Origin of the sequence: Mesorhizobium sp. PAMC28654, assembly GCF_020616515.1 — a bacterium.
Taxonomy (GTDB): Bacteria; Pseudomonadota; Alphaproteobacteria; order Rhizobiales; family Rhizobiaceae; genus Mesorhizobium.
In genome coordinates this window covers 3,601,538-3,618,825 of the sequence record NZ_CP085135.1, presented here as the reverse complement: position 1 = coordinate 3,618,825, position 17,288 = coordinate 3,601,538, and the positions used below count along the sequence as shown (strand labels likewise).

At 60.8% G+C, this 17,288-nt stretch carries 27 protein-coding genes and 1 tRNA gene; 22 read left to right on the top strand and 6 right to left on the bottom strand.

From position 1 onward, the window contains the following. The first annotated feature begins 268 nt into the window (after positions 1–268). The 15 genes from LGH82_RS17675 to LGH82_RS17605 all read left to right on the top strand — a co-directional run bounded on the left by LGH82_RS17675 (position 269) and on the right by LGH82_RS17605 (position 10,812). Positions 269–1,756, top strand: a complete 1,488-nt coding sequence (locus tag LGH82_RS17675) for an ATP-binding protein (protein WP_227343972.1) — start codon at positions 269–271, stop codon at positions 1,754–1,756. A 214-nt stretch (positions 1,757–1,970) separates the two neighbouring features. Beyond that, positions 1,971–2,047 (top strand) — tRNA-Arg (locus tag LGH82_RS17670). A 23-nt stretch (positions 2,048–2,070) separates the two neighbouring features. Next, positions 2,071–2,913 carry a hypothetical protein gene (locus LGH82_RS17665; RefSeq protein WP_227343971.1) on the top strand — a complete coding sequence of 281 codons (843 nt, stop codon included), beginning with the start codon at positions 2,071–2,073 and terminating at the stop codon, positions 2,911–2,913. 99 nt (positions 2,914–3,012) lie between these two features. After that, complete coding sequence (locus LGH82_RS17660; RefSeq protein ID WP_227343970.1) at positions 3,013–3,210, top strand: helix-turn-helix transcriptional regulator; 198 nt, start codon at positions 3,013–3,015, stop codon at positions 3,208–3,210. Positions 3,211–3,400: 190 nt separating this feature from the next. Beyond that, complete coding sequence (locus tag LGH82_RS17655; RefSeq protein WP_227343969.1) at positions 3,401–5,797, top strand: ATP-binding protein; 2,397 nt, start codon at positions 3,401–3,403, stop codon at positions 5,795–5,797. Further along, positions 5,794–5,982 (top strand): hypothetical protein, encoded by a 189-nt coding sequence (locus tag LGH82_RS17650; protein ID WP_227343968.1) that lies wholly within the window; start codon positions 5,794–5,796, stop codon positions 5,980–5,982. The genes LGH82_RS17655 and LGH82_RS17650 overlap by 4 nt, the downstream gene beginning before the upstream one ends. A 35-nt stretch (positions 5,983–6,017) precedes the next feature. After that, positions 6,018–6,560 (top strand): hypothetical protein, encoded by a 543-nt coding sequence (locus LGH82_RS17645; protein ID WP_227343967.1) that lies wholly within the window; start codon positions 6,018–6,020, stop codon positions 6,558–6,560. A 38-nt stretch (positions 6,561–6,598) separates the two neighbouring features. Then, entirely contained in the window at positions 6,599–6,907 is a 309-nt protein-coding gene (locus LGH82_RS17640) for a DUF6074 family protein (protein ID WP_227343966.1), read from the top strand. Further along, the gene (locus tag LGH82_RS17635) at positions 6,904–7,110 is read left to right on the top strand and encodes a hypothetical protein (protein ID WP_227343965.1); all 207 of its coding nucleotides are present in this window, start codon (positions 6,904–6,906) and stop codon (positions 7,108–7,110) included. The genes LGH82_RS17640 and LGH82_RS17635 overlap by 4 nt, the downstream gene beginning before the upstream one ends. 76 nt (positions 7,111–7,186) lie before the next feature. Next, on the top strand, positions 7,187–7,654 hold the full coding sequence (locus LGH82_RS17630; protein WP_227343964.1) for an HGGxSTG domain-containing protein: 468 nt from the start codon (positions 7,187–7,189) through the stop codon (positions 7,652–7,654). After that, positions 7,641–7,949 carry a hypothetical protein gene (locus tag LGH82_RS17625; RefSeq protein ID WP_227343963.1) on the top strand — a complete coding sequence of 103 codons (309 nt, stop codon included), beginning with the start codon at positions 7,641–7,643 and terminating at the stop codon, positions 7,947–7,949. Before LGH82_RS17630 ends, LGH82_RS17625 begins: the two co-directional genes overlap by 14 nt. Before the next feature lie 486 nt (positions 7,950–8,435). Next, on the top strand, positions 8,436–8,702 hold the full coding sequence (locus LGH82_RS17620; protein ID WP_227343962.1) for a hypothetical protein: 267 nt from the start codon (positions 8,436–8,438) through the stop codon (positions 8,700–8,702). Continuing rightward, positions 8,699–8,998, top strand: a complete 300-nt coding sequence (locus tag LGH82_RS17615) for a hypothetical protein (RefSeq protein WP_227343961.1) — start codon at positions 8,699–8,701, stop codon at positions 8,996–8,998. Before LGH82_RS17620 ends, LGH82_RS17615 begins: the two co-directional genes overlap by 4 nt. A gap of 191 nt (positions 8,999–9,189) precedes the next feature. Then, positions 9,190–9,408: a hypothetical protein gene (locus tag LGH82_RS17610; RefSeq protein WP_227343960.1), complete on the top strand. Its 219-nt coding sequence runs from the start codon at positions 9,190–9,192 to the stop codon at positions 9,406–9,408. Positions 9,409–9,460: 52 nt separating this feature from the next. Then, a protein-coding gene (locus LGH82_RS17605) for an IS3 family transposase (RefSeq protein ID WP_227343959.1) occupies positions 9,461–10,812 on the top strand; the annotation gives its coding sequence in 2 pieces (ribosomal slippage) (positions 9,461–9,797 and positions 9,797–10,812; 1,353 coding nt in all). On the opposite strand, the gene LGH82_RS33685 is transcribed toward LGH82_RS17605, so the two are convergent. Beyond that, a complete protein-coding gene (locus LGH82_RS33685; protein ID WP_227349620.1) occupies positions 10,757–10,960 on the bottom strand; it encodes an SEC-C metal-binding domain-containing protein in 204 nt (67 codons plus the stop codon). The two genes, LGH82_RS17605 and LGH82_RS33685, sit on opposite strands and share 56 nt — an antisense overlap. 156 nt (positions 10,961–11,116) lie before the next feature. Between LGH82_RS33685 and LGH82_RS17595 the strand changes: the two genes are divergently transcribed. Next, a protein-coding gene (locus tag LGH82_RS17595) for an IS630 family transposase (protein ID WP_227343924.1) occupies positions 11,117–12,065 on the top strand; the annotation gives its coding sequence in 2 pieces (ribosomal slippage) (positions 11,117–11,460 and positions 11,459–12,065; 951 coding nt in all). Positions 12,066–12,103: 38 nt separating this feature from the next. Here LGH82_RS17595 and LGH82_RS17590 read toward each other — a convergent pair. Then, positions 12,104–13,066, bottom strand: a complete 963-nt coding sequence (locus tag LGH82_RS17590; RefSeq protein WP_227343958.1) for a site-specific integrase — start codon at positions 13,064–13,066, stop codon at positions 12,104–12,106. Positions 13,067–13,105: 39 nt separating this feature from the next. Further along, positions 13,106–13,345: a helix-turn-helix domain-containing protein gene (locus LGH82_RS17585; RefSeq protein ID WP_227343957.1), complete on the bottom strand. Its 240-nt coding sequence runs from the start codon at positions 13,343–13,345 to the stop codon at positions 13,106–13,108. A gap of 106 nt (positions 13,346–13,451) precedes the next feature. Here LGH82_RS17585 and LGH82_RS17580 point away from each other — a divergent pair, with 106 nt between their 5' ends. The 6 genes from LGH82_RS17580 (at position 13,452) to LGH82_RS17555 (ending at position 16,359) form a co-directional block, all read left to right on the top strand. Then, entirely contained in the window at positions 13,452–13,739 is a 288-nt protein-coding gene (locus LGH82_RS17580) for a hypothetical protein (RefSeq protein ID WP_227343956.1), read from the top strand. A gap of 328 nt (positions 13,740–14,067) precedes the next feature. Beyond that, on the top strand, positions 14,068–14,460 hold the full coding sequence (locus LGH82_RS17575; protein ID WP_227343955.1) for a hypothetical protein: 393 nt from the start codon (positions 14,068–14,070) through the stop codon (positions 14,458–14,460). 2 nt (positions 14,461–14,462) lie between these two features. Beyond that, the gene (locus LGH82_RS17570; RefSeq protein WP_227343954.1) at positions 14,463–14,915 is read left to right on the top strand and encodes a hypothetical protein; all 453 of its coding nucleotides are present in this window, start codon (positions 14,463–14,465) and stop codon (positions 14,913–14,915) included. Next, positions 14,912–15,109 carry a hypothetical protein gene (locus tag LGH82_RS17565; RefSeq protein ID WP_227343953.1) on the top strand — a complete coding sequence of 66 codons (198 nt, stop codon included), beginning with the start codon at positions 14,912–14,914 and terminating at the stop codon, positions 15,107–15,109. The genes LGH82_RS17570 and LGH82_RS17565 overlap by 4 nt, the downstream gene beginning before the upstream one ends. Beyond that, a complete protein-coding gene (locus LGH82_RS17560) occupies positions 15,106–15,417 on the top strand; it encodes a hypothetical protein (protein WP_227343952.1) in 312 nt (103 codons plus the stop codon). Before LGH82_RS17565 ends, LGH82_RS17560 begins: the two co-directional genes overlap by 4 nt. A gap of 306 nt (positions 15,418–15,723) precedes the next feature. Further along, on the top strand, positions 15,724–16,359 hold the full coding sequence (locus LGH82_RS17555; protein ID WP_227343951.1) for a hypothetical protein: 636 nt from the start codon (positions 15,724–15,726) through the stop codon (positions 16,357–16,359). 88 nt (positions 16,360–16,447) lie between these two features. Here the strand turns inward: LGH82_RS17555 and LGH82_RS17550 are convergent, their stop codons facing one another. Genes LGH82_RS17550 through LGH82_RS17540 form a run of 3 tightly spaced genes read right to left on the bottom strand, consistent with a single transcriptional unit; the run spans position 16,448 to position 17,264 of the window. Beyond that, complete coding sequence (locus tag LGH82_RS17550) at positions 16,448–16,606, bottom strand: hypothetical protein (protein WP_227343950.1); 159 nt, start codon at positions 16,604–16,606, stop codon at positions 16,448–16,450. 20 nt (positions 16,607–16,626) lie between these two features. After that, on the bottom strand, positions 16,627–17,004 hold the full coding sequence (locus tag LGH82_RS17545; protein ID WP_227343949.1) for a low affinity iron permease family protein: 378 nt from the start codon (positions 17,002–17,004) through the stop codon (positions 16,627–16,629). Further along, the gene (locus LGH82_RS17540) at positions 17,004–17,264 is read right to left on the bottom strand and encodes a hypothetical protein (RefSeq protein WP_227343948.1); all 261 of its coding nucleotides are present in this window, start codon (positions 17,262–17,264) and stop codon (positions 17,004–17,006) included. Before LGH82_RS17540 ends, LGH82_RS17545 begins: the two co-directional genes overlap by 1 nt. Positions 17,265–17,288 lie beyond the last annotated feature (24 nt).

Sequence of the window (17,288 nt, the reverse complement as noted above, 5' to 3'; positions counted from 1 at the left end):
TGTCTGTCACTTTGTAACAGGAGCTTTGCCGGGCCGGTTTTGGCGCGATCGAAACCGCGCCGGGACGAATGGCCCGAGCGTGTGCGGGCTTATAGAAAGAAGGCTTTTGGAAGTCAATCCAGCGTCGACAGGGTCGATCGCTGGCGTCGCCACGTCGATGGCACCAGGTGCCTGCTTGTGCGTTTGTGTTTCGACGAAGGATGAAATTGGCAAAAAAGCCGTAATCGCCTAGTCTTGGCTGATCAAGTGATCGTGAAGACAGAATCGCATGAGTGAAACCATCCCCGCGGAAGAAGGCACCGGACCGGCGAAAACCGCTGCCCGCCGGGTGCCCTTGTCGCGCGGACTGTCGACAAAGCTGCTGCTGCTCACCATCGTTTTCGTGCTGCTGGCGGAAGTTCTCATCTTCTTGCCCTGGATCGCCAGCTACCGGCTGAGCTGGCTGAAGGAGAGGCTCAGCACCGCTGCCGCCGTGTCCATCGTCCTGATTGAGGGTGAATCGCCGTCCCTGTCGCGCGCGGCCCAGAACGACGTCTTGATGTCGATCGGCGCCAAGGCCATCGCGGTGCGCGACGGCGGCGTCTCGCGGCTGCTGGTGGTGGCCGAGATGCCGCCGCAGGTTGACGAGCACATCGATCTCGCCAGCATCGGCATGGTCAAGGGAATGACCGGGGCGCTGGACACGCTGTTTTTCGGTGGCGACCGCATGCTGCGTGTCTTCGGGCCGGTCGGCGAGAGCGACAAGGAGTTCGAGTTGATCATGCCGGACTTCCGGCTGCGCAACGCCATGCTCGTCTATTCGCGCAATGTCGCCTTCGTCTCGCTGCTGATCTCGCTGTTCACCGCGATGCTGGTCTATGCCGCCATAGACCTGATCATGATAGGGCCGATCCGGGCCATGACGCGCTCGATGCTGTCCTTTTCCGAGGCTCCCGACGATCCCGGACGCATCATTCACCCGGCCGATCGCGCCGATGAGATCGGCGTCGCCGAGCGCGAACTGTCGCAGATGCAGGAGCGTCTGCAGAAGATGCTGTCCGAGCAGAAGCATCTCGCCGACCTTGGCCTCGCCGTGTCGAAGATCAACCACGACATGCGCAACATCCTGGCCTCGGCGCAACTGATGTCGGACCGCCTGCGCCAGGTGAAGGACCCGACCGTGCAATCCTTCGCGCCGAAACTTCTGCGCGCGCTCGACCGTGCCGTCTCCTATTCGGAAGGCGTGCTGGCCTATGGCCGCACGCAGGAGCCCGCGCCTTCGCGTCGCAGGGTGCGGCTGCGCCAACTGGTCGAGGACGTGCACGGTCTGCTCGACATCGACGAGAGCATCGAGTTCCTCAATTCCGTCGAGCCGGCCTTCGAGGTGGATGCCGATTCCGACCAGCTGTTTCGCGTGCTCACCAATCTGTGCCGCAATTCCGTGCAGGCCATGGCGGCGGACAGCGAGAGCGCGCTGGTCCGGCGCCTGGCCGTGTCGGGCGAGCGCTTGGGCAGTGTCAGCCGCATCGTCGTCACCGACACCGGCCCGGGCCTGCCGCCCAAGGCGCGCGAGAACCTGTTCGCGGCGTTCCGTGGCTCGGCGCGCAGCGGCGGCACTGGGCTGGGCCTGGCGATCGCCCATGAATTGATCCGTGCCCATGGCGGCACGGTGGAGCTTGTCGAAAGCATTGGCGGGCGCACGACATTCGCGGTCACCATCCCCGACCAGCCGGTCAGGCTCGATCAGGCCCGCAACGGTCTGCGCCGCCCCGCCTGATCGGCCATTTCGCGCGATGCCTGTTGTGCGGCCTCTGACGCTGATGCAGGCTCCGTCGGCCCGCCGTCATTTGATCGACTTGGCAAATGATCGACTTGGCAAAACTTTTGCATAGCGGCTTGCTTTTCGGAAAATCAGTCGCTAGTGAACGCGTCATGTTCGTGGCCGGTCGTCAGGATCGGTTCGCGAGGCCATGCAAAGCATGGTCTGTTGCGCGCCCGTAGCTCAGCTGGATAGAGCACCAGACTACGAATCTGGGGGTCGGAGGTTCGAATCCTTCCGGGCGCGCCATTATTTCCAAGGGGTGGAGGCTGATGGCCAAAAACAGCCTCGTCCTTGGGGGCACACCAGGGTCACACAATCCGCCTAGTGCCATGGCCCAGCGCCTTGCAATCCAGTTTCATTTTGACGCCGAGCAGCAAGCGAAATTGACGGAAATCCTGAAGCCGTCGGATGCCTGGCGCGCTGAAATCGAAGGTCTTGTTGGCGAATTTCTCCCTGATCCGGCCGCTGTTGTCATTGCGACCATAGAGGCATGCGCCACTCGCTTCTTGCGAAACAAGGTGCGGCGCGTCAGCAAGAAGGACCAGAAGGCATACCTCGAACAACTAGCGTTCCACACTCAGGCACTGCTCGACATGTTCCTGCAGTTCAGCCCTATTGATGGCACGATCGCCGATCCTTTCCGTTTCATGGAGAAGGCCGGCAAGGCTAAGGCGGATGATCGGCGATCAGTCGATTATCGAAGCGAGATGATGTCCCACCTGACCACGCTAAACCTGTTCGGTAGGTTTCGGCTGCAGCAGAACGTCGTCCCGCTCGCCGACGAGGCTGAAGAAGAGAAAGCCAAGCGGCGCACCGAATATCCCCGTTTCGTCCTGATTGCCGACTTGTTGGCAGCCTATAAGCGGATCACTGGCAGGGAGGTCACCGCCCATGCCACGAAAGATAGGCTTGGCGCCAGGCAGGTGAGCTCTGCAGTGGAATTCATCACGGTCGCCTTGCCGCCGATCATGAAGGCCGCGCGCCTCAAGAGCGTAGTCGATGATCAGACGGCTCGGAACGAAATCGCGGATGTAAAGCGGCTGTGGGATGCAGGTCAGCATCCAGAGTACGCCTATGCAATCCCAGCGTGGGGATCGCGCGCATCAGGCTAGGGTAAACTTTTTTCGCGATTTCGCGCAGAGAGGAATTCCTAGTTTGCGTTCACCTTTCGTACTCTATTGCGCACTATCGCATAGGAGGCGAATTAAGAGATGACCACCCGTATCCTCCCGATCGAGCAGGTGCTTGACCGCACGGGCCTTTCGCGTCGGACCCTCTACACCGAAATGTCGGAAGGTCGCTTTCCCAAGCCTGTCCAGTTGACCGCTCGGCGTGTCGGTTGGCCCGAAGCTGACGTTGAAGCCTTCCTCACCAGCAAGATCGCCGCGCGCGACGGAATGGCTGCATGAATGCCGCCGCCCTGTCTCCGCCAGAGCACGAACACAGCGCCATAGTCGACGAGGCGATCGAGTGGTACGCCGCGAACTATTCCTCATGCGAGCGACCTATCGTCCCGGCTCTTCGGCGCCGTTTCGGCTGCAGCAGTCACCAGGCTGTCGCGGTGATCCGAGAGGTCACATTGCGCAGGGCGCGCGCCATATGACCGGATCATACATATTGATAACTGGTGTTCCCGATACCCACGAAGCTCGGCGCGACCAGGCTCGCCAGCGCAAGCAGAGGGAACGAGCTCGAAGGAAACAGGCAAGCGCAATCGAATTCGTGCGCACCGATGCCAGCCTGTTCCTGCATCCCGATCGACTGTCGCAGAAGGCCGGCGCGCCGAAGCGTCACCTTCGCCGGATGGCCTTGAAGGAGCTTGTCGACAATGCCCTCGACGCCGCAGCCACGGCGATCTTGACCGAAGTGGATCAAGACACCTTCATTATCCAGGATGACGGACCCGGCATCGCGCCGGCAAAGGTTGTGGCGCTGTTCTCAGTTACGCGACCGATGATGTCGACGAAGCTGATTCGGCGCCCGACTCGCGGAATGGTCGGCAATGGCCTGCGAGTTGCCACTGGTGCAGCTTTTTCTAGCGGCGGCAACATCACGGTTGAAAGCCGAGGCGTGAGACAGGAACTTACCTCCGATCGCTTCACGGGCGAAACGATCGTCGCCGCCACTTCGAAGCAGCAGTTCGAGCCTGGGACCCGGGTCACTATTCACTTCGGGCCGGCGCTCCCAAGAGACCAATACGCGACCTTGTGGGGCAACATAGCCGTTCGCCTTGCCGGCGCGGCCGCAAAGCCAATGCTCACGCATCCCGACTGGTATTCAAACGGCGCCTTTGCCGAACTCATCGAAGCCACCCGAGGCACTGCGCAAGAGCTCGCCGCTCTGTTCGACATCACCCTATGTCACGCTGCAGGCGGACCCCTTGAGCAAGGTCAATCTGGTGACGGGAAGCGTGACATCGACCCGGACGGACCCGCTACCAGCCTGTCGCTCGACGTCCTCAAGTCGTTGGCCGGTAAGCAGCCCAAACTTGTCCCGATCCCCGAGGACGCCTTCTCCGGCTCCTACAGAGCGGAGAAGATGGAGGCCGAGGTCGGTGGCGCTGTTGTGCCGGCACTCGTCCAGGTATGGGCGAAAGAGTATTCGAGCGGGAAGGGTGAGCAGTATACCCCGCAGCTCATCGTCAATCGCACACCGGCCGTTGCCGACCTCGTCGTTCAGATCGGAGGCTCGGCATATTTTCGCGGGTGCGGAATGGATTGGACCTCGATCGGCGTGGTCTCCAAGGGTTCCTACATCATCAATGTCGCTGTGACGGCGCCGGCGATTGCGTTGATCAGCGATGGCAAGACGCCGGACCTGGCACCATTCAAGGATGCACTGGCTGGTGCACTCGGCTCTGCGCTTCGGTCAGCGCACCGCCCGGTCACGCGAGGTTTATCGATCAAGGATGCTGCCTTCAAGATCATGGCTGAGGCGTACGACAAGGCCAGCGCCGGCGGCACGCTCCCGGCCAATGCCCGGCAAATCATGTATGCGGCCCGCCCTCATATCCTGGAGTGGACTGGGCGAAGCACCTTGAACGATGCGTATTTCACCCAGACGCTCTTGCCGACGTTCATAGAAGAAAACCCTGAGACAGTCGCGGACTGGGACGTCGTGTACGATGCGCGCGGCCATCTGGTTGAGCCGCACACCAATCACAGCCTGCCGCTCGGCACCCTTCAGGTGCGAGACTATCTGCAGCGCCGACCGCGCCATTCGACGTCACTGTTGTCGACTGCCGGCGGCCTTCACCAAACGGTTGGGCCCGGTGATCGATATGGCGCCGTGCTCTTCATCGAAAAGGAAGGGTTTGAGCCTCTGCTGCGGGCAGCACGCATCGCCGAGCGCTTCGACATCGCCATCATGTCGACCAAGGGCATGTCGGTGATTGCAGCCCGGTCGCTGATCGACAGGATTTCAGCGTCGGGACTGAAGATCCTCGTCGCGCACGATCTCGACCTTTCGGGCATTCGCATCTTTGGCACGCTGGGGACGGATAGCAGCCGTTACCAGTTCGCCAACACCCCGGACATCCGGCGGTTAGGTGTGACGCTCGACCAGGCCAACGATCTGGGACTGCAATCTGAGCGGCAGGACGTCAAGGGCGATCACGAACGGCTGCTGGTCGGTCTTCGTGACCATGGCGCCAGCGAGGCCGAGATTGCTTTCATCACCGGTGGTAGGCGTGTCGAGCTGAACGCCATGCCGTCTGATCAGTTCGTCGAGTGGATCGAGGCCGGCTTGCGGCTGCACGATGTCCAGAAGGTCATCCCGCCGACTGAGACCATAGAGAGGCGCGCGCGGCAGATCATAGGCATGCGGCACCTTCGCCAGGACGCGGCCGACCTCGAGCTTGCTGCGCAGCGGTATGCTGCCACCATAGACCTGCCACCCGACCTCGAGGCCCGCATGCGGCAGGAGTTCGAACGCGATGCCGCCATGCCTTGGGAAGATGCGCTCGCCCATGCGCTGGACAAGGGGGAAGTAGCATGATCGATCCCCGACTGATGCCCCGTTTGCGCTGCGCCTTCGACGGCTTGCTGCTGGCAGACGCCGATGGCAAGGATTTCTACCGCATGGCGTTGGAAATCGACCCGGATATATCTCCGATGGAGATCAACGATGAGATCACGAACGCTCGCGCACGTTGGACTGGGGTATCGGGAGGCGCCGAATGAGCCCGCCCAAGCCCGGCAAGATCGCAGCGCAGTTCATGGCGCACAAGCGCGATATGCGCCTGTCGCCGGCATGGAAGGCACTGCGCGGCAATGACAAGCTGGTGCTCGAACGTATCGAGGAAGAGCACATGGCACATGCAGGCACGAGCGACAGTCTGCCTGTCACTTTCTCAGATTTCGAGGACTGGGGCGTGCGCCGTGCCGCCATAGCGGAATGCATCGCTCGTGTCGAGGCGCTTGGCTTCGTCAAGTGCGTCGAGCGTGGCAGACCGTCCCGGGCCGAGCATCGCTTCCCGGCGAAATACCGGCTTACCTATGCGCACGGGCCCAAGGTACGAGTTACCGACGATTGGCAGAAGGTCGCTGATGAGATCGACGCGCAACGGCGGATCGATGAGGCAATCGCTGACCTGCACGCGCGGTCAATGGCTCTCAGCCTGAGCGGAGATGCCGAGAGGGGAGAAAAGCAGCATGATCGGATTTTTTTCCAGTGCGGTTTTCGCAACCAATGCCGGTGCGCTTTTCGCAACCAATCGTTCGAAAAGCCAGTGCGGAAAACGTCACTACAGCCCTGGTAGCGGAAACGTCACTATTATCTATATCTCGGGAGGTAGCCATGAAGCGTGAGGCTGATGGTACGCCCCTGTTCGCCTGGCAGCCTGTCGCCAAGGTGATCGTCTTCCCCATGATCAAGCGAGTCGGCAAGATCAGGACGACAGCAGCCAACATGCTCGCCAAGTCGACCGACCGACATGCAGAGTTCTACCGCGACCAGGTTACCACGGCGCTGCTGAAGCAGATGGCCAAAGCTGGTATCCTCGAAGCCGAACAAGACGAACAGCTCGGCGCCTTCTGGTCCGCCGTGCAAGTCGAGATAATTCGGCTCGCATATCGCGGCAGTCAGCCGGGAGGAACGGCAGCATGATTCCGGCCTTTCAATCTGCAGCCGTCTGGATCGACCAGTCCTTGGCCTGCGTCGCGGGAGCGGTCGAGCGCATGCCCGACGATCGGTTCCTTGCGGAGCACCAGGCCGCGCACGATGCGCCCCGATCGCCAGCAATCGACATGGTGGCCAGCGTCCTCGAACGGGAATGGTGGCGTCGCTGGCCAGAAGGGCGAAACGAATGAGAGTTGCGACGTCTCGCCCGTCATGGGGTTTGGTTCACTGGTTAGCAAAAGTTGACGTGAGCGCTGGCGAGAGGTGATGACCAACATGCGGACATTGTCCATTGCAGCTATGCTGGCCGCTGTACGCGAAGCCGAGATCCAGGCCGAGCAGGAAGCGCGCAAGTCGGCGGCGGAAGCCCGAGCTCGCGGCCGACTCATCGAACCGAGGCATCTAATCGACTGGATCCGGTACGGCTGGCTGACATGCCCCGCCACAGAAGAGCGGCCAATCTTTCGGCTGACCTGTAAGGACGAGATGTGCGCGGCCGGCGCCATGTGTCAGCGGCGCGCCGTGGTCGGTCTCTTCGGCGATGGCGAGCCGATGCCCAGGAAGGTACGGCCCCTGTGCGGTGCCAGGGCCAGGACAGGCAATCCGTGCCAGATGCGGGTCGAACCAGGCAAGGCCAAATGCCGGCTGCACGGCGGGCTTTCGACAGGACCGAAGACGGCCGAGGGAAAGGCGAGGATCGCCGCCGCCACGAGGGATCGATATGGCGCTTCCTGACAAAGCAGGCCGTCCCAGACCACTCTACATCCCCGGCGCGGAGGCCGTCACGATCAAGCAGGCGCTGGAGGTGTTCAAGGACTATCGCCTAAGCGAGGACACGCTCCGCCGGCTGGTGAAGCAATTCCACCTTGCAAACCAGACCATGACCCGCGCGCCGCTGCGTATCAGCGCCCCAGGCTTGGCTATGGCGCTCGACGGGGATCAAGACGCGCTTTCCCTGCTTCGGCAGGATGTTCGAGATGACCCCGACGTCGTCCGCTATTTCGTTCGGCTCGGCATCCCATCTGCATAGGCCGCCACTTACTAACCCGACATCTGAGAGGCGTTAGCTATTTGCTCGCAATCCTCGCCGGAGTACAAACGCTAGTGTCGATGAGGCAAATGAATACGGCTTGGGTATCTTCGTTGTACAGGAAGGCTTCGCCGCCTACGTTCACCGCCACCATATGCCACTTCCCACCAGTCGATGTGTTCGCTGCGTGGGCATTGATCATATACCCACATGCCAATAATGCCGCGCTCGCAAAAACTGCCTGCCACGTCTTCATAGTTTCCTCCCATGTTGTGACGGGCCAGCAAATCACCAAGCGGAGCGCTTCTCAAGCGGGGCGGTCAAAAATCGTCAGAAGGGGAAGGCGGTCGCCAACCCGGGTTTTAATGGCCCCCCATCTGGCAACGGAGCCGGCACAGCCCCAGACATGCCCAAACGTGCGGAATGCCCAAGCGGGCGCTGCCGTGCGAATCTCCTCCTGGAAACAGAGGCCGGAGACAAACGAGAATGCCGGTTATCGATAGCAACCAAGCGAAGGAAGCCGGGCGCCGCGTCAACGTCATGTTCGCGAGCCCGCGCGTCACCCAGGCGTTTCGCGACGCACTTTTCCTCGCCGCCGACAAGGCGCGGATGACGCCCAGCGATTTCGCCATCATGGCCGCCGCCGAAAAGCTCGACGCCAACGGGTACGAATTCCCGGGCGTGTTCTTCGTCGGCGACTTCGATCACCACAACGACAATGACGAAAGGATGCCCGCTCAGCGGACAGCATGACGAAGCAGGATCTCGACACACGGATTGCCGACGCCTTCGCCACGGCTCAGACCTCTGGCTATCTCAGCGACCTGATCGACGAGGCGGCATCAGCCGAGACCAAGGCGCGCGACGAGTTCGCCTTTTCGAAGCAGGCCGCCCTCGACCCGGCCACGCGCGCTGACGATCTCTCCACGGCCCGCAAGGGCATGGCGGAAGCAGAGTTTTCTATCGCCCGGCTGCAGGCCGCGACGACGAAGCTGAAGGCGCTGCTCAAGACGACCCAGACGAGCGAACAGCAACAGCGACCCGGCTAACGTTAGTATCGTCATCAACCGCGCTCCGGCTGGCACCAGGACGAAGGACACCACCAGCACCGGGGCGAATGGACGCCAGATGCGCAGCATAGTGGTCGACATTGTCAGCGACGAGTTGGCCAACGGTGGCTTCGACAAGCCCATGAGCCGCTACTCGGCCCGGCCCACTCCGGTTCAGAGGTGACGCTTTTATGACAGGCATGCTTACGGATCGCGCCGGCGACGTCATGGGGGTATGGCGGCCACCCTTCTCAACAGCCGGCGCCATCGTTCAGGTGTTCGAGCCTGGCATGACGCTGTCTGAAATGGTGGCGTCGATGCCGAACTTGCCGCCGGACTTCATGCAGCGCGGCACATTGATGATAGCAGGGCATGAGTGTTCCCCGTCAGCACCTGTGTCCCAGATTTGAGGTTGTGAATTAAGGAGGGTTTTGATCTCGTCGTCACGACGAAGGAACCAAGATGAGCCCTAAATCCTCAAGTGCCAAGAAGCCTGCCGAGCAGGTGGTAAAGGACATTCGCCGGGCGACCCGGCGGCATTTTTCAGCGGAAGACAAGATCCGGATCGTGCTGGACGGGCTGCGCGGCGAAGACAGCATCGCCGAGCTGTGCCGCAAGGAAGGGATCGCGCAGAGCCTGTATTACACCTGGTCCAAGGAGTTCATGGAGGCCGGCAAGCGCCGATTGGCGGGTGATACCGCTCGTGCTGCCACCAGCGACGAGGTCAAGGATTTGCGCCGGGAGGCCGGCGCGCTGAAGGAATGCGTCGCTGATCTGACACTGGAAAACCGTCTGCTCAAAAAAAGCATGATCGCGGATGGGGACGAGCAAGAATGAGATATCCCGCATCCGAAAAGCTCGAGATCATCAGGATCGTCGAGCAGTCACACCTGCCAACCCGCAAAACGCTGGACCGACTGGGCATCCCGCGCCGGACCTTCTATCGCTGGTATGACCGTTATGTCGAGGGCGGGCCTGAGGCGCTGCAGGATCGGCCCTCGGCGCCGAGCCGGGTGTGGAACCGCATCCCGCCTGCCATCCATGACCAGATCATCGAACTGGCGCTGGAGCAGTCCGAGCTCTCCCCGCGCGAACTGGCAGTACGGTTCACCGACGAGACGCGCTACTTCGTGTCAGAAGCCAGCGTTTACCGGCTCCTCAAGGCCTACGATCTGATCACCAGCCCGGCCTATGTGGTGATCAAGGCGGCGAACGAGTTCCACACCAAGACGACGCGACCCAACGAGATGTGGCAGACGGACTTCACCTACTTCAAGATCATCGGCTGGGGCTGGATGTACCTGTCGACCGTGCTCGACGATTACTCCCGCTACATCATCGCCTGGAAACTGTGCAGCACCATGCGGGCCGAGGACGTCACCGACACGCTGGACATGGCACTTACTGCCTCAGGGTGCGACCAGGCCCATGTGCACCACAAGCCTCGGCTGCTCAGCGATAATGGCCCCAGCTACATCGCCGGCGAACTGGCGGACTATATCCAGGACCAACGCATGAGCCATGTCCGGGGCGCTCCAATGCATCCCCAGACCCAAGGCAAGATCGAGCGCTGGCACCAGACCCTCAAAAACCGAATCCTCTTGGAGAACTACTTTCTGCCCGGCGACCTTGAGGCCCAGGTCGCAGCCTTCGTCGAACATTACAACCATCGACGCTACCACGAGAGCCTGGCCAACGTAACGCCAGCCGACGCCTACTTCGGCAGGGCCGCAGCCATTATCAAACAGCGAGAAAGGATCAAACGCCAAACCATCCAACATCGGCGCTTGCAGCACCGCAAGATCGCCGCTTAACATCAACCCCAAGATGAGGCCGACACTCCGCTAATCTGCGATCCAATCTGAGCCAAATGATCTGACGACGGACACCGAATTGGCCGTGGCAGCGTTTGAACTTTGCGCCGCTGCCACACGGGCACGGACGATTGCGACCGACCTTCATCATATCCTCTCATTTAAAAATGACGTGCCGAGAAGGTCTCAAGATGCCGGTGTGACCAGGGCTAGAGCAAAATCCGAGCGGATAGAATCGATAGGGGTTTCGTTGGGATTGGAAATCTGATTCAGCATATCTGCTGGATTCGGAGGCCGGCATGGCATGGCGAAATCCTTATCGGAAGATTTGCGGGCTCGGGTGGTCGCAGCGGTTGATGGCGGCCTGTCGCGACGGGCGGCAGCGGCGCGATTTGGCGTGGCGGCGGCAAGCTCGGTGCGTTGGGTCCGGGAATGGCGCGAGACCGGAGCCACCTGCGCAAAGCCGCAGGGCGGCGACAGGCGGTCCCACCGCGTTGAAGCGTATCGCGACATCATCCTGGCGGCGATCGAGAGGCGGGTGGACATCACGCTGGTCGAACTCGCCGAGTTGCTGCGACAGGAGCATGGCGCGTCGTTTGCGACGAGCACGATCTGGCGGTTTCTCGATCGTCACTCCATGACCTTCAAAAAAAACGGCGCACGCCAGCGAGCAGGAGCGGCCAGACGTGGCGGCGCGACGAAACGCCTGGTTCGACGCCCAGCCCGATCTTGATCCCGAGCATCTGGTCTTCATCGACGAGACCGGAGCCTCGACAAAGATGGCTCGACTGCGGGGGCGCACGAAGCGCGGGATGCGGTGCCGATCGCCAATCCCGCATGGCCATTGGAAGACGACGACGTTCACCGGCGCCCTGCGCCTCACTGGCATGACCGCGCCAATGGTCCTGGACGGCCCGATGACTGGCGAATGGTTTGTCGCCTATGTCGAGCAGGTTCTCGTGCCGACGCTGCGGCCCGACGATGTCGTGATCCTCGACAACCTGCCGGCGCACAAAAGCGCAGCCGCCCGTGTGGCGATCGAAGCAACCGGCGCAAGGATGATGTTCCTCCCGCCCTATTCCCCCGACTTCAACCCGATCGAGAACGCCTTTTCCAAGCTGAAATCGATTCTACGCAAAGCCGCCGCACGAACCGTCGCGGAATTGTGGGATACCATCAGCGCCGCACTGCCTTGCTTCACACCAACCGAGTGCGCCAACTACTTCGCCGCAACAGGATATGAGCCGGAATGATCAGATTCTGCTCTAGCATGCTCGAATCCATTGAGGCGCTATAGAAACCCATCTCCAGCATGATCATTATAGCGATCCGCACGACGGACGTAAGTCTCGACCGAGCGCGGATCTCGGTGGCGAGACACTTCCATAATGCGGCTGATCGAGGCTCTGTTGTCGGCGGCCGAGGTGATGAAGCCGGCGCGCAGCGAATGACCCGACAGGCTGGCGACGTCTAGCCCTGCAGCGTCAGCATATTTCTTCACGATCAGGGCGACCGATTGAGCGGTGAGACCGTCGGGCATCACGTTCCCACCACGGCTGATCGGGCGGAAGATCGGGCCTTCAGTGATCCCGGCCGCGTCCAGCCACTCACGGAGCCTGTCAGCAGCCGCCAGCGCCTTTCCGTTCAGGATGGCGACTGACTGGCCCTTGCCCTCCTGATCGGTCTTGGAGCGGCCGAGAAACACGTCCACGCCCTTATCGTTGAAGGTGAGGTCGGCGAACTCGATCCCGACGAGCTCGGATCGACGGAACGCGCCGGCGAAGCCAAGCAGCAGCAATGCCCTGTCTCGCCTCCCCTGGAGCGTGTCACGCGCGACGTGCGCCAATATCTGATGGATGACGTCGGCGGTTGCTGGAGCCTTCTGGCGAGGCGCTACGCCTACGGTGCGCCGTATGCCTTTCAGGATGGCACCGACGCCCGCGTCCTCTGTCGGGTTGTCCATGCCAGCGCCGCGGTGAAAGAAGCGGATGGCCGCCAGGCTGCGGCCGATCGTCGACACGCGTTTGCCGGCATTGGCCAGCGATGATGCAAAGTTCGCCACGCTGGCAGGCGAGGCAGGTAGCGAGGTCCGACCGCGCGCCGCGCACCAATCCTGAAAGGCGCTCCAATCGGTCCTGTAGGCGCGCATGGTATTCGCCGACAGCGCAGCGCGGCCATAGTCGATCGCCTCGTCGGTGAGGTCAGAAACGGCCGGTAGCGTGTTCGAAGATGCGACGATCGACAGAGCAGACATAGAAACCCCTCCAGTGCCTAGTGATAATTGGCCTTCTCGCTATTCAGTCGGCGGCTTGCGCACCAACCGCGCACCGGTGCCGTCGCCGTTCGTGATCTCGACGTTGTGGGCTAGGTACGCGGCCTTGATCTTCTCTTTTGTTGTATCGGTTGCCACTCCGGTCGTCTCGAAACGATGCACAGTCGAGAAAGCAATTCCGGCATGTTCGGCGATCTCGCGCACGGACCATTTCAGGATGGCGCGGGCGGCTCGATTTGCCTCCGGTGTCAGGTCGGCCATGAAGAACATTCCTTTTTGAATACAATTGTATCGATTTCAGTTGACGTCGACTACAGGCGTAGCTACAACTACACCTGTAAGCAAATCAGTGCAAGGGAAAATCGGAATGCCGAGTACCTTCGACAGATCAGCCATTATGCGAGCCGCCTGGGCAAAGCTGAATGCGCACCTTGACCGCCGCCCTCATCTGGCCCGCAACTTCAATCGGGCGGACTTCGGCTTCTACCTCGCCTGTGCATGGCGTGAGGCCAAGGCAGCTGTGATGCCCGAGGCCGAAAGCCGCGCCGATCGGATCGCCATGCAGATCGATCGGCTGAAATACCAGTCTTCTCGCGTCAACATCGAACCGCGTCGTCGTCAACTCGAAACTGAACTCGCAGCACTCGCCGGATAGCCGGCCGCCGACCAAACAACCCCTGGAGAAATCAAAATGTCGAACACCCCTGTTCGGGCAGCCGCCGAAGGCTTGCCCAATGTCAACCGCCGCAAGGCGCTCGCCTTCCTGTCCGGTGGCATTGCTGCCTCTGTGACAATACCAGCCCATATCGTTCAAGCGGCCAGCCACTTCGGTTCAAGACGTTCTGTCGGCCTGCCATGCAGCGGACGAGGCGTATGGTCTCTGCGAGGTCCGGGAAGCCGCCATCGCCGAAGCGCTCGGGGACAAGCTGTTTCCTGAATGGAGGACGCCGAGCGGCATCAATTCCAGATGGTCGCATACCCCCATGGTTTTCCGCACCGCCAAAGCCCTCGAAGCCGAACTAGCGCGGAAGCGGGAGCAGGTAGAAAAGTCCGTCGCGGGCGGCATGATGAACCGGTCAGCTTACGACCGGTGGATGGGCGACATCGAAGCTCAGGGCGCGCAGGGCCTAGCATCGCTCCGAGAGCAGGAAGCCATTATCACAGCCAGCGGGCATCCTGATGCGTATCGACAGACCGACGAAGCCTTCACCCAAGCCAAAGCGGCTTTCCAGGCCGTGATGAATCTTCGGTGCCAAACCATTGAAGAAGTCAGAGCCAAGGCGGCCTGCATCGTCCGCGTCTACCAGCACCTGGGCATGGAAATCGACGGGGATGACCTCGTTGCCTGCATGTCGTCGCTTTGCGAGGAGGCGTGACCATGGGCGAGGTTGTTCAATTTCGCCCAAAGCCGGCCCCGGTGGTTGCCGACGAATTGACGGCAATCACAGCATGGCTCAACCCGCCATCTGACTGGTGGACCGGCCGGATGGAAATCGAGGCGGCATACCACTTCTACATGACCTTCGATTATCGACGGATACTGACCAGCAGAGAGTTCGGCCAGGAAAGCCCGGAGGCCGCCAAGGCGAAGCAGGCCGTCAGAGAAGCGGAACATGTCTGGCGGGTTCAATGTCTGAAACAGGTGTTCATTCCTGCCACGTGCGTTCGTCATCTGCGCTGGAAACAGGATTGGCTTCGTCGCCACGGCGGCGGCACATCCGAAACCGCACTGGCAATTGCTCGAGACGAGGCGGCGCTGGTCGATCGCGTCCACCTTGCCAAGCGCCAGCAGGCGGGACGCAAGGCTAGCCGCGCGTCGGTGCCGTCATGAAAGCGCGACCCAACATTCTCGGCCACGCGATGGCAGAAGCTCTGAGTACCCGTCAAGAGATCGAGGCGCTTGCGCGTGTGCTTGCACAGAAGATGCAGGCAGTTCACGGCCTGGATTACCGTATTCAGATCGATCATGATCCAGCCGTCGCCTTTGTGGTGATTGCACCGAAGTCGAAGGCAGCGCAGTCATGAACGCGCGCCCGATGCCTTCCGACTTCCTTCCGCTCACCGCTGCGCGTCGGCGTAGGATCGAGCGGGCTGTTGAAGTGCTCCTTGCGATACTAGACGAAGCGGACGGTGACCCGGACCTGGAGCCGGGCGCCGACAGGGAAGGGGATCTTAGCGAAGATGAGCCCTCCCTGGGCTGGACGCTGGCGACCAACCAGACCTTGGCTCTAAAGGGTGGGGCAGACCCGTTTTTCATCGACGGCGAGTTTGACGGCGGCGACATTCCTGAAGGCGACGACGAGCGCGAGCAGCCTGACCACGTTGAGAGTTAGGTCGGCCTTCTGCCTCAGTGCGGTGGGCTCTTTCCGCTGAGGAACTTACGCTGCAGGTAGCCGTTAAGCACCAAAACAAGGAGGTTGAGACATGGCCGACGAGCAGAACGAAGCCGCACGGAAACCGGCGCAGCGCGAAGCGCAAGAAGCCTTGGAGAAGCAGGTTGCGGGGTTGTGCCAATTCCAACAGCCTTTGGTGCCGTGACACCGAGGCACCCCGTGAGCTCCACCCGTCACCCCACGCAAGACCACCGGGTTCTGTTGACCCACGCTCACGATTTCTGGCTCGCGCGAGGGGCGGTTGTCTTGGTTATCGTCCTGCAATTGTTGCTGGTCAATAATTTCTCGCTTGGGCCCCGCTGGGCGGCGCCTATAGCGGAACTGTTGCTCCTTTTGCCGCTGTCGTTTGCCACGGCCTGGGTGCACAATCAGGTCAAGAATGCGACGACCGAGTTGCACTTCCAATTTGCAGGGCGCACGCGTCGGCTAATCCGCCGTGTAGCGGTGGTGCTGACCGCCATCATCACCTTCATGAATTTCGTCGCCCTGTATTTCCTATTGCGCGCGTTGCTCGGCGGTCACGCCGGGGATGCCAGGTCGCTGTTGATCGACGCGGCGAACATCTGGTCGACCAATGTGATTGTATTCGCGCTGTGGTACTGGAGCATCGATAGGGGCGGGCCTGCTTCAAGAGGTCTGGTTCCCAATTCCACCGTCGATTTTCTATTTCCGCAAATGGCAATGAATATCGACCGCCCCAAAGACTGGTCACCTGGCTTCGTGGACTATTTCTTTGTGTCCTTTACCAACGCGACGGCGTTTTCCCCTACTGATACGATGCCCCTATCGGCCCGGGCCAAACTGCTAATGGCGGCCGAAGCAGCCGTGTCTCTTATGACACTCGCGCTGGTAGCTGCCCGCGCGGTAAACATATTAAGCTGAATCGCGTCGGCGATAAGTCAGGCCCGACCGTTCGCCGTTATCCTCAAGGTAATATAGCTTGACCTAGTCCGAGCGTCTCGTCGCAATGTTAGCCGAAAACCAGGCCCTTCTCTTCGTCTGTGACCCTCACCCAGTCGCCTTCACGCTGCTTGGTTAGCTTCACGGTTTGGCTAATGACTTTTCCCGCAGCTTCGAACGGCGTCGGCGCTTTGATTGGATGCGTCTTGAGCACGGTGTCATCTTCCATTTCGTCAACTCGATAGTTTCTCATTCGAGGGTCACACGGTTCCTCGAAAGCGCTGCGTTTCGCTCGATCTTCTCGATCTCAGCGGTGATTTCGGCGTGCGTACCATGTTCGAGACCGACTACCTCGTTTCGCGCGTTGTCCAGAGCCACAATGATTTCGTTCAATTTGGCCTGCATCGCGCGGGTGTCACGGTTGTTCTGGATCAGCACGACGCCGGTCAACGCAATGGCAGATATGGATAGGATGTAGCTTCCAACAGACGAACTGGCGATCGCCGCGCAAGTGAGGGCTGCCCCGAGCATTACGTAGAAGCCGGGGGGCCTTGAGAAAAACTCCGCCAAAAAGTACAAAGGACGATCCATAATCCCGTTCCACTGCATGCGCTTTTGGCCGAGCATTATTGAGCTGTCGGCTTTTTGATCGCTGGCTGGGCGGGTAAGGCCTGCTGTTGCTCCAGTTGTTGCTTCTTGCGCTTCTGCTTCTTGTGGAGCTGGTGCCCCACAACACACCCGCCCAAGGCTCCGAGCACCGTGTGATGGCCTGCATAATGGCCGGCGACCCCGCCAGCTGCGGCGCCCGACAGACACCCGATCGCCTGGGCTTGTGAGCTCGCACCCAGAACAGCTAAAGCTGCCACGGCGATAATTGCTTTCTTCATATCAGCTTGTCCTAATCTTGATCC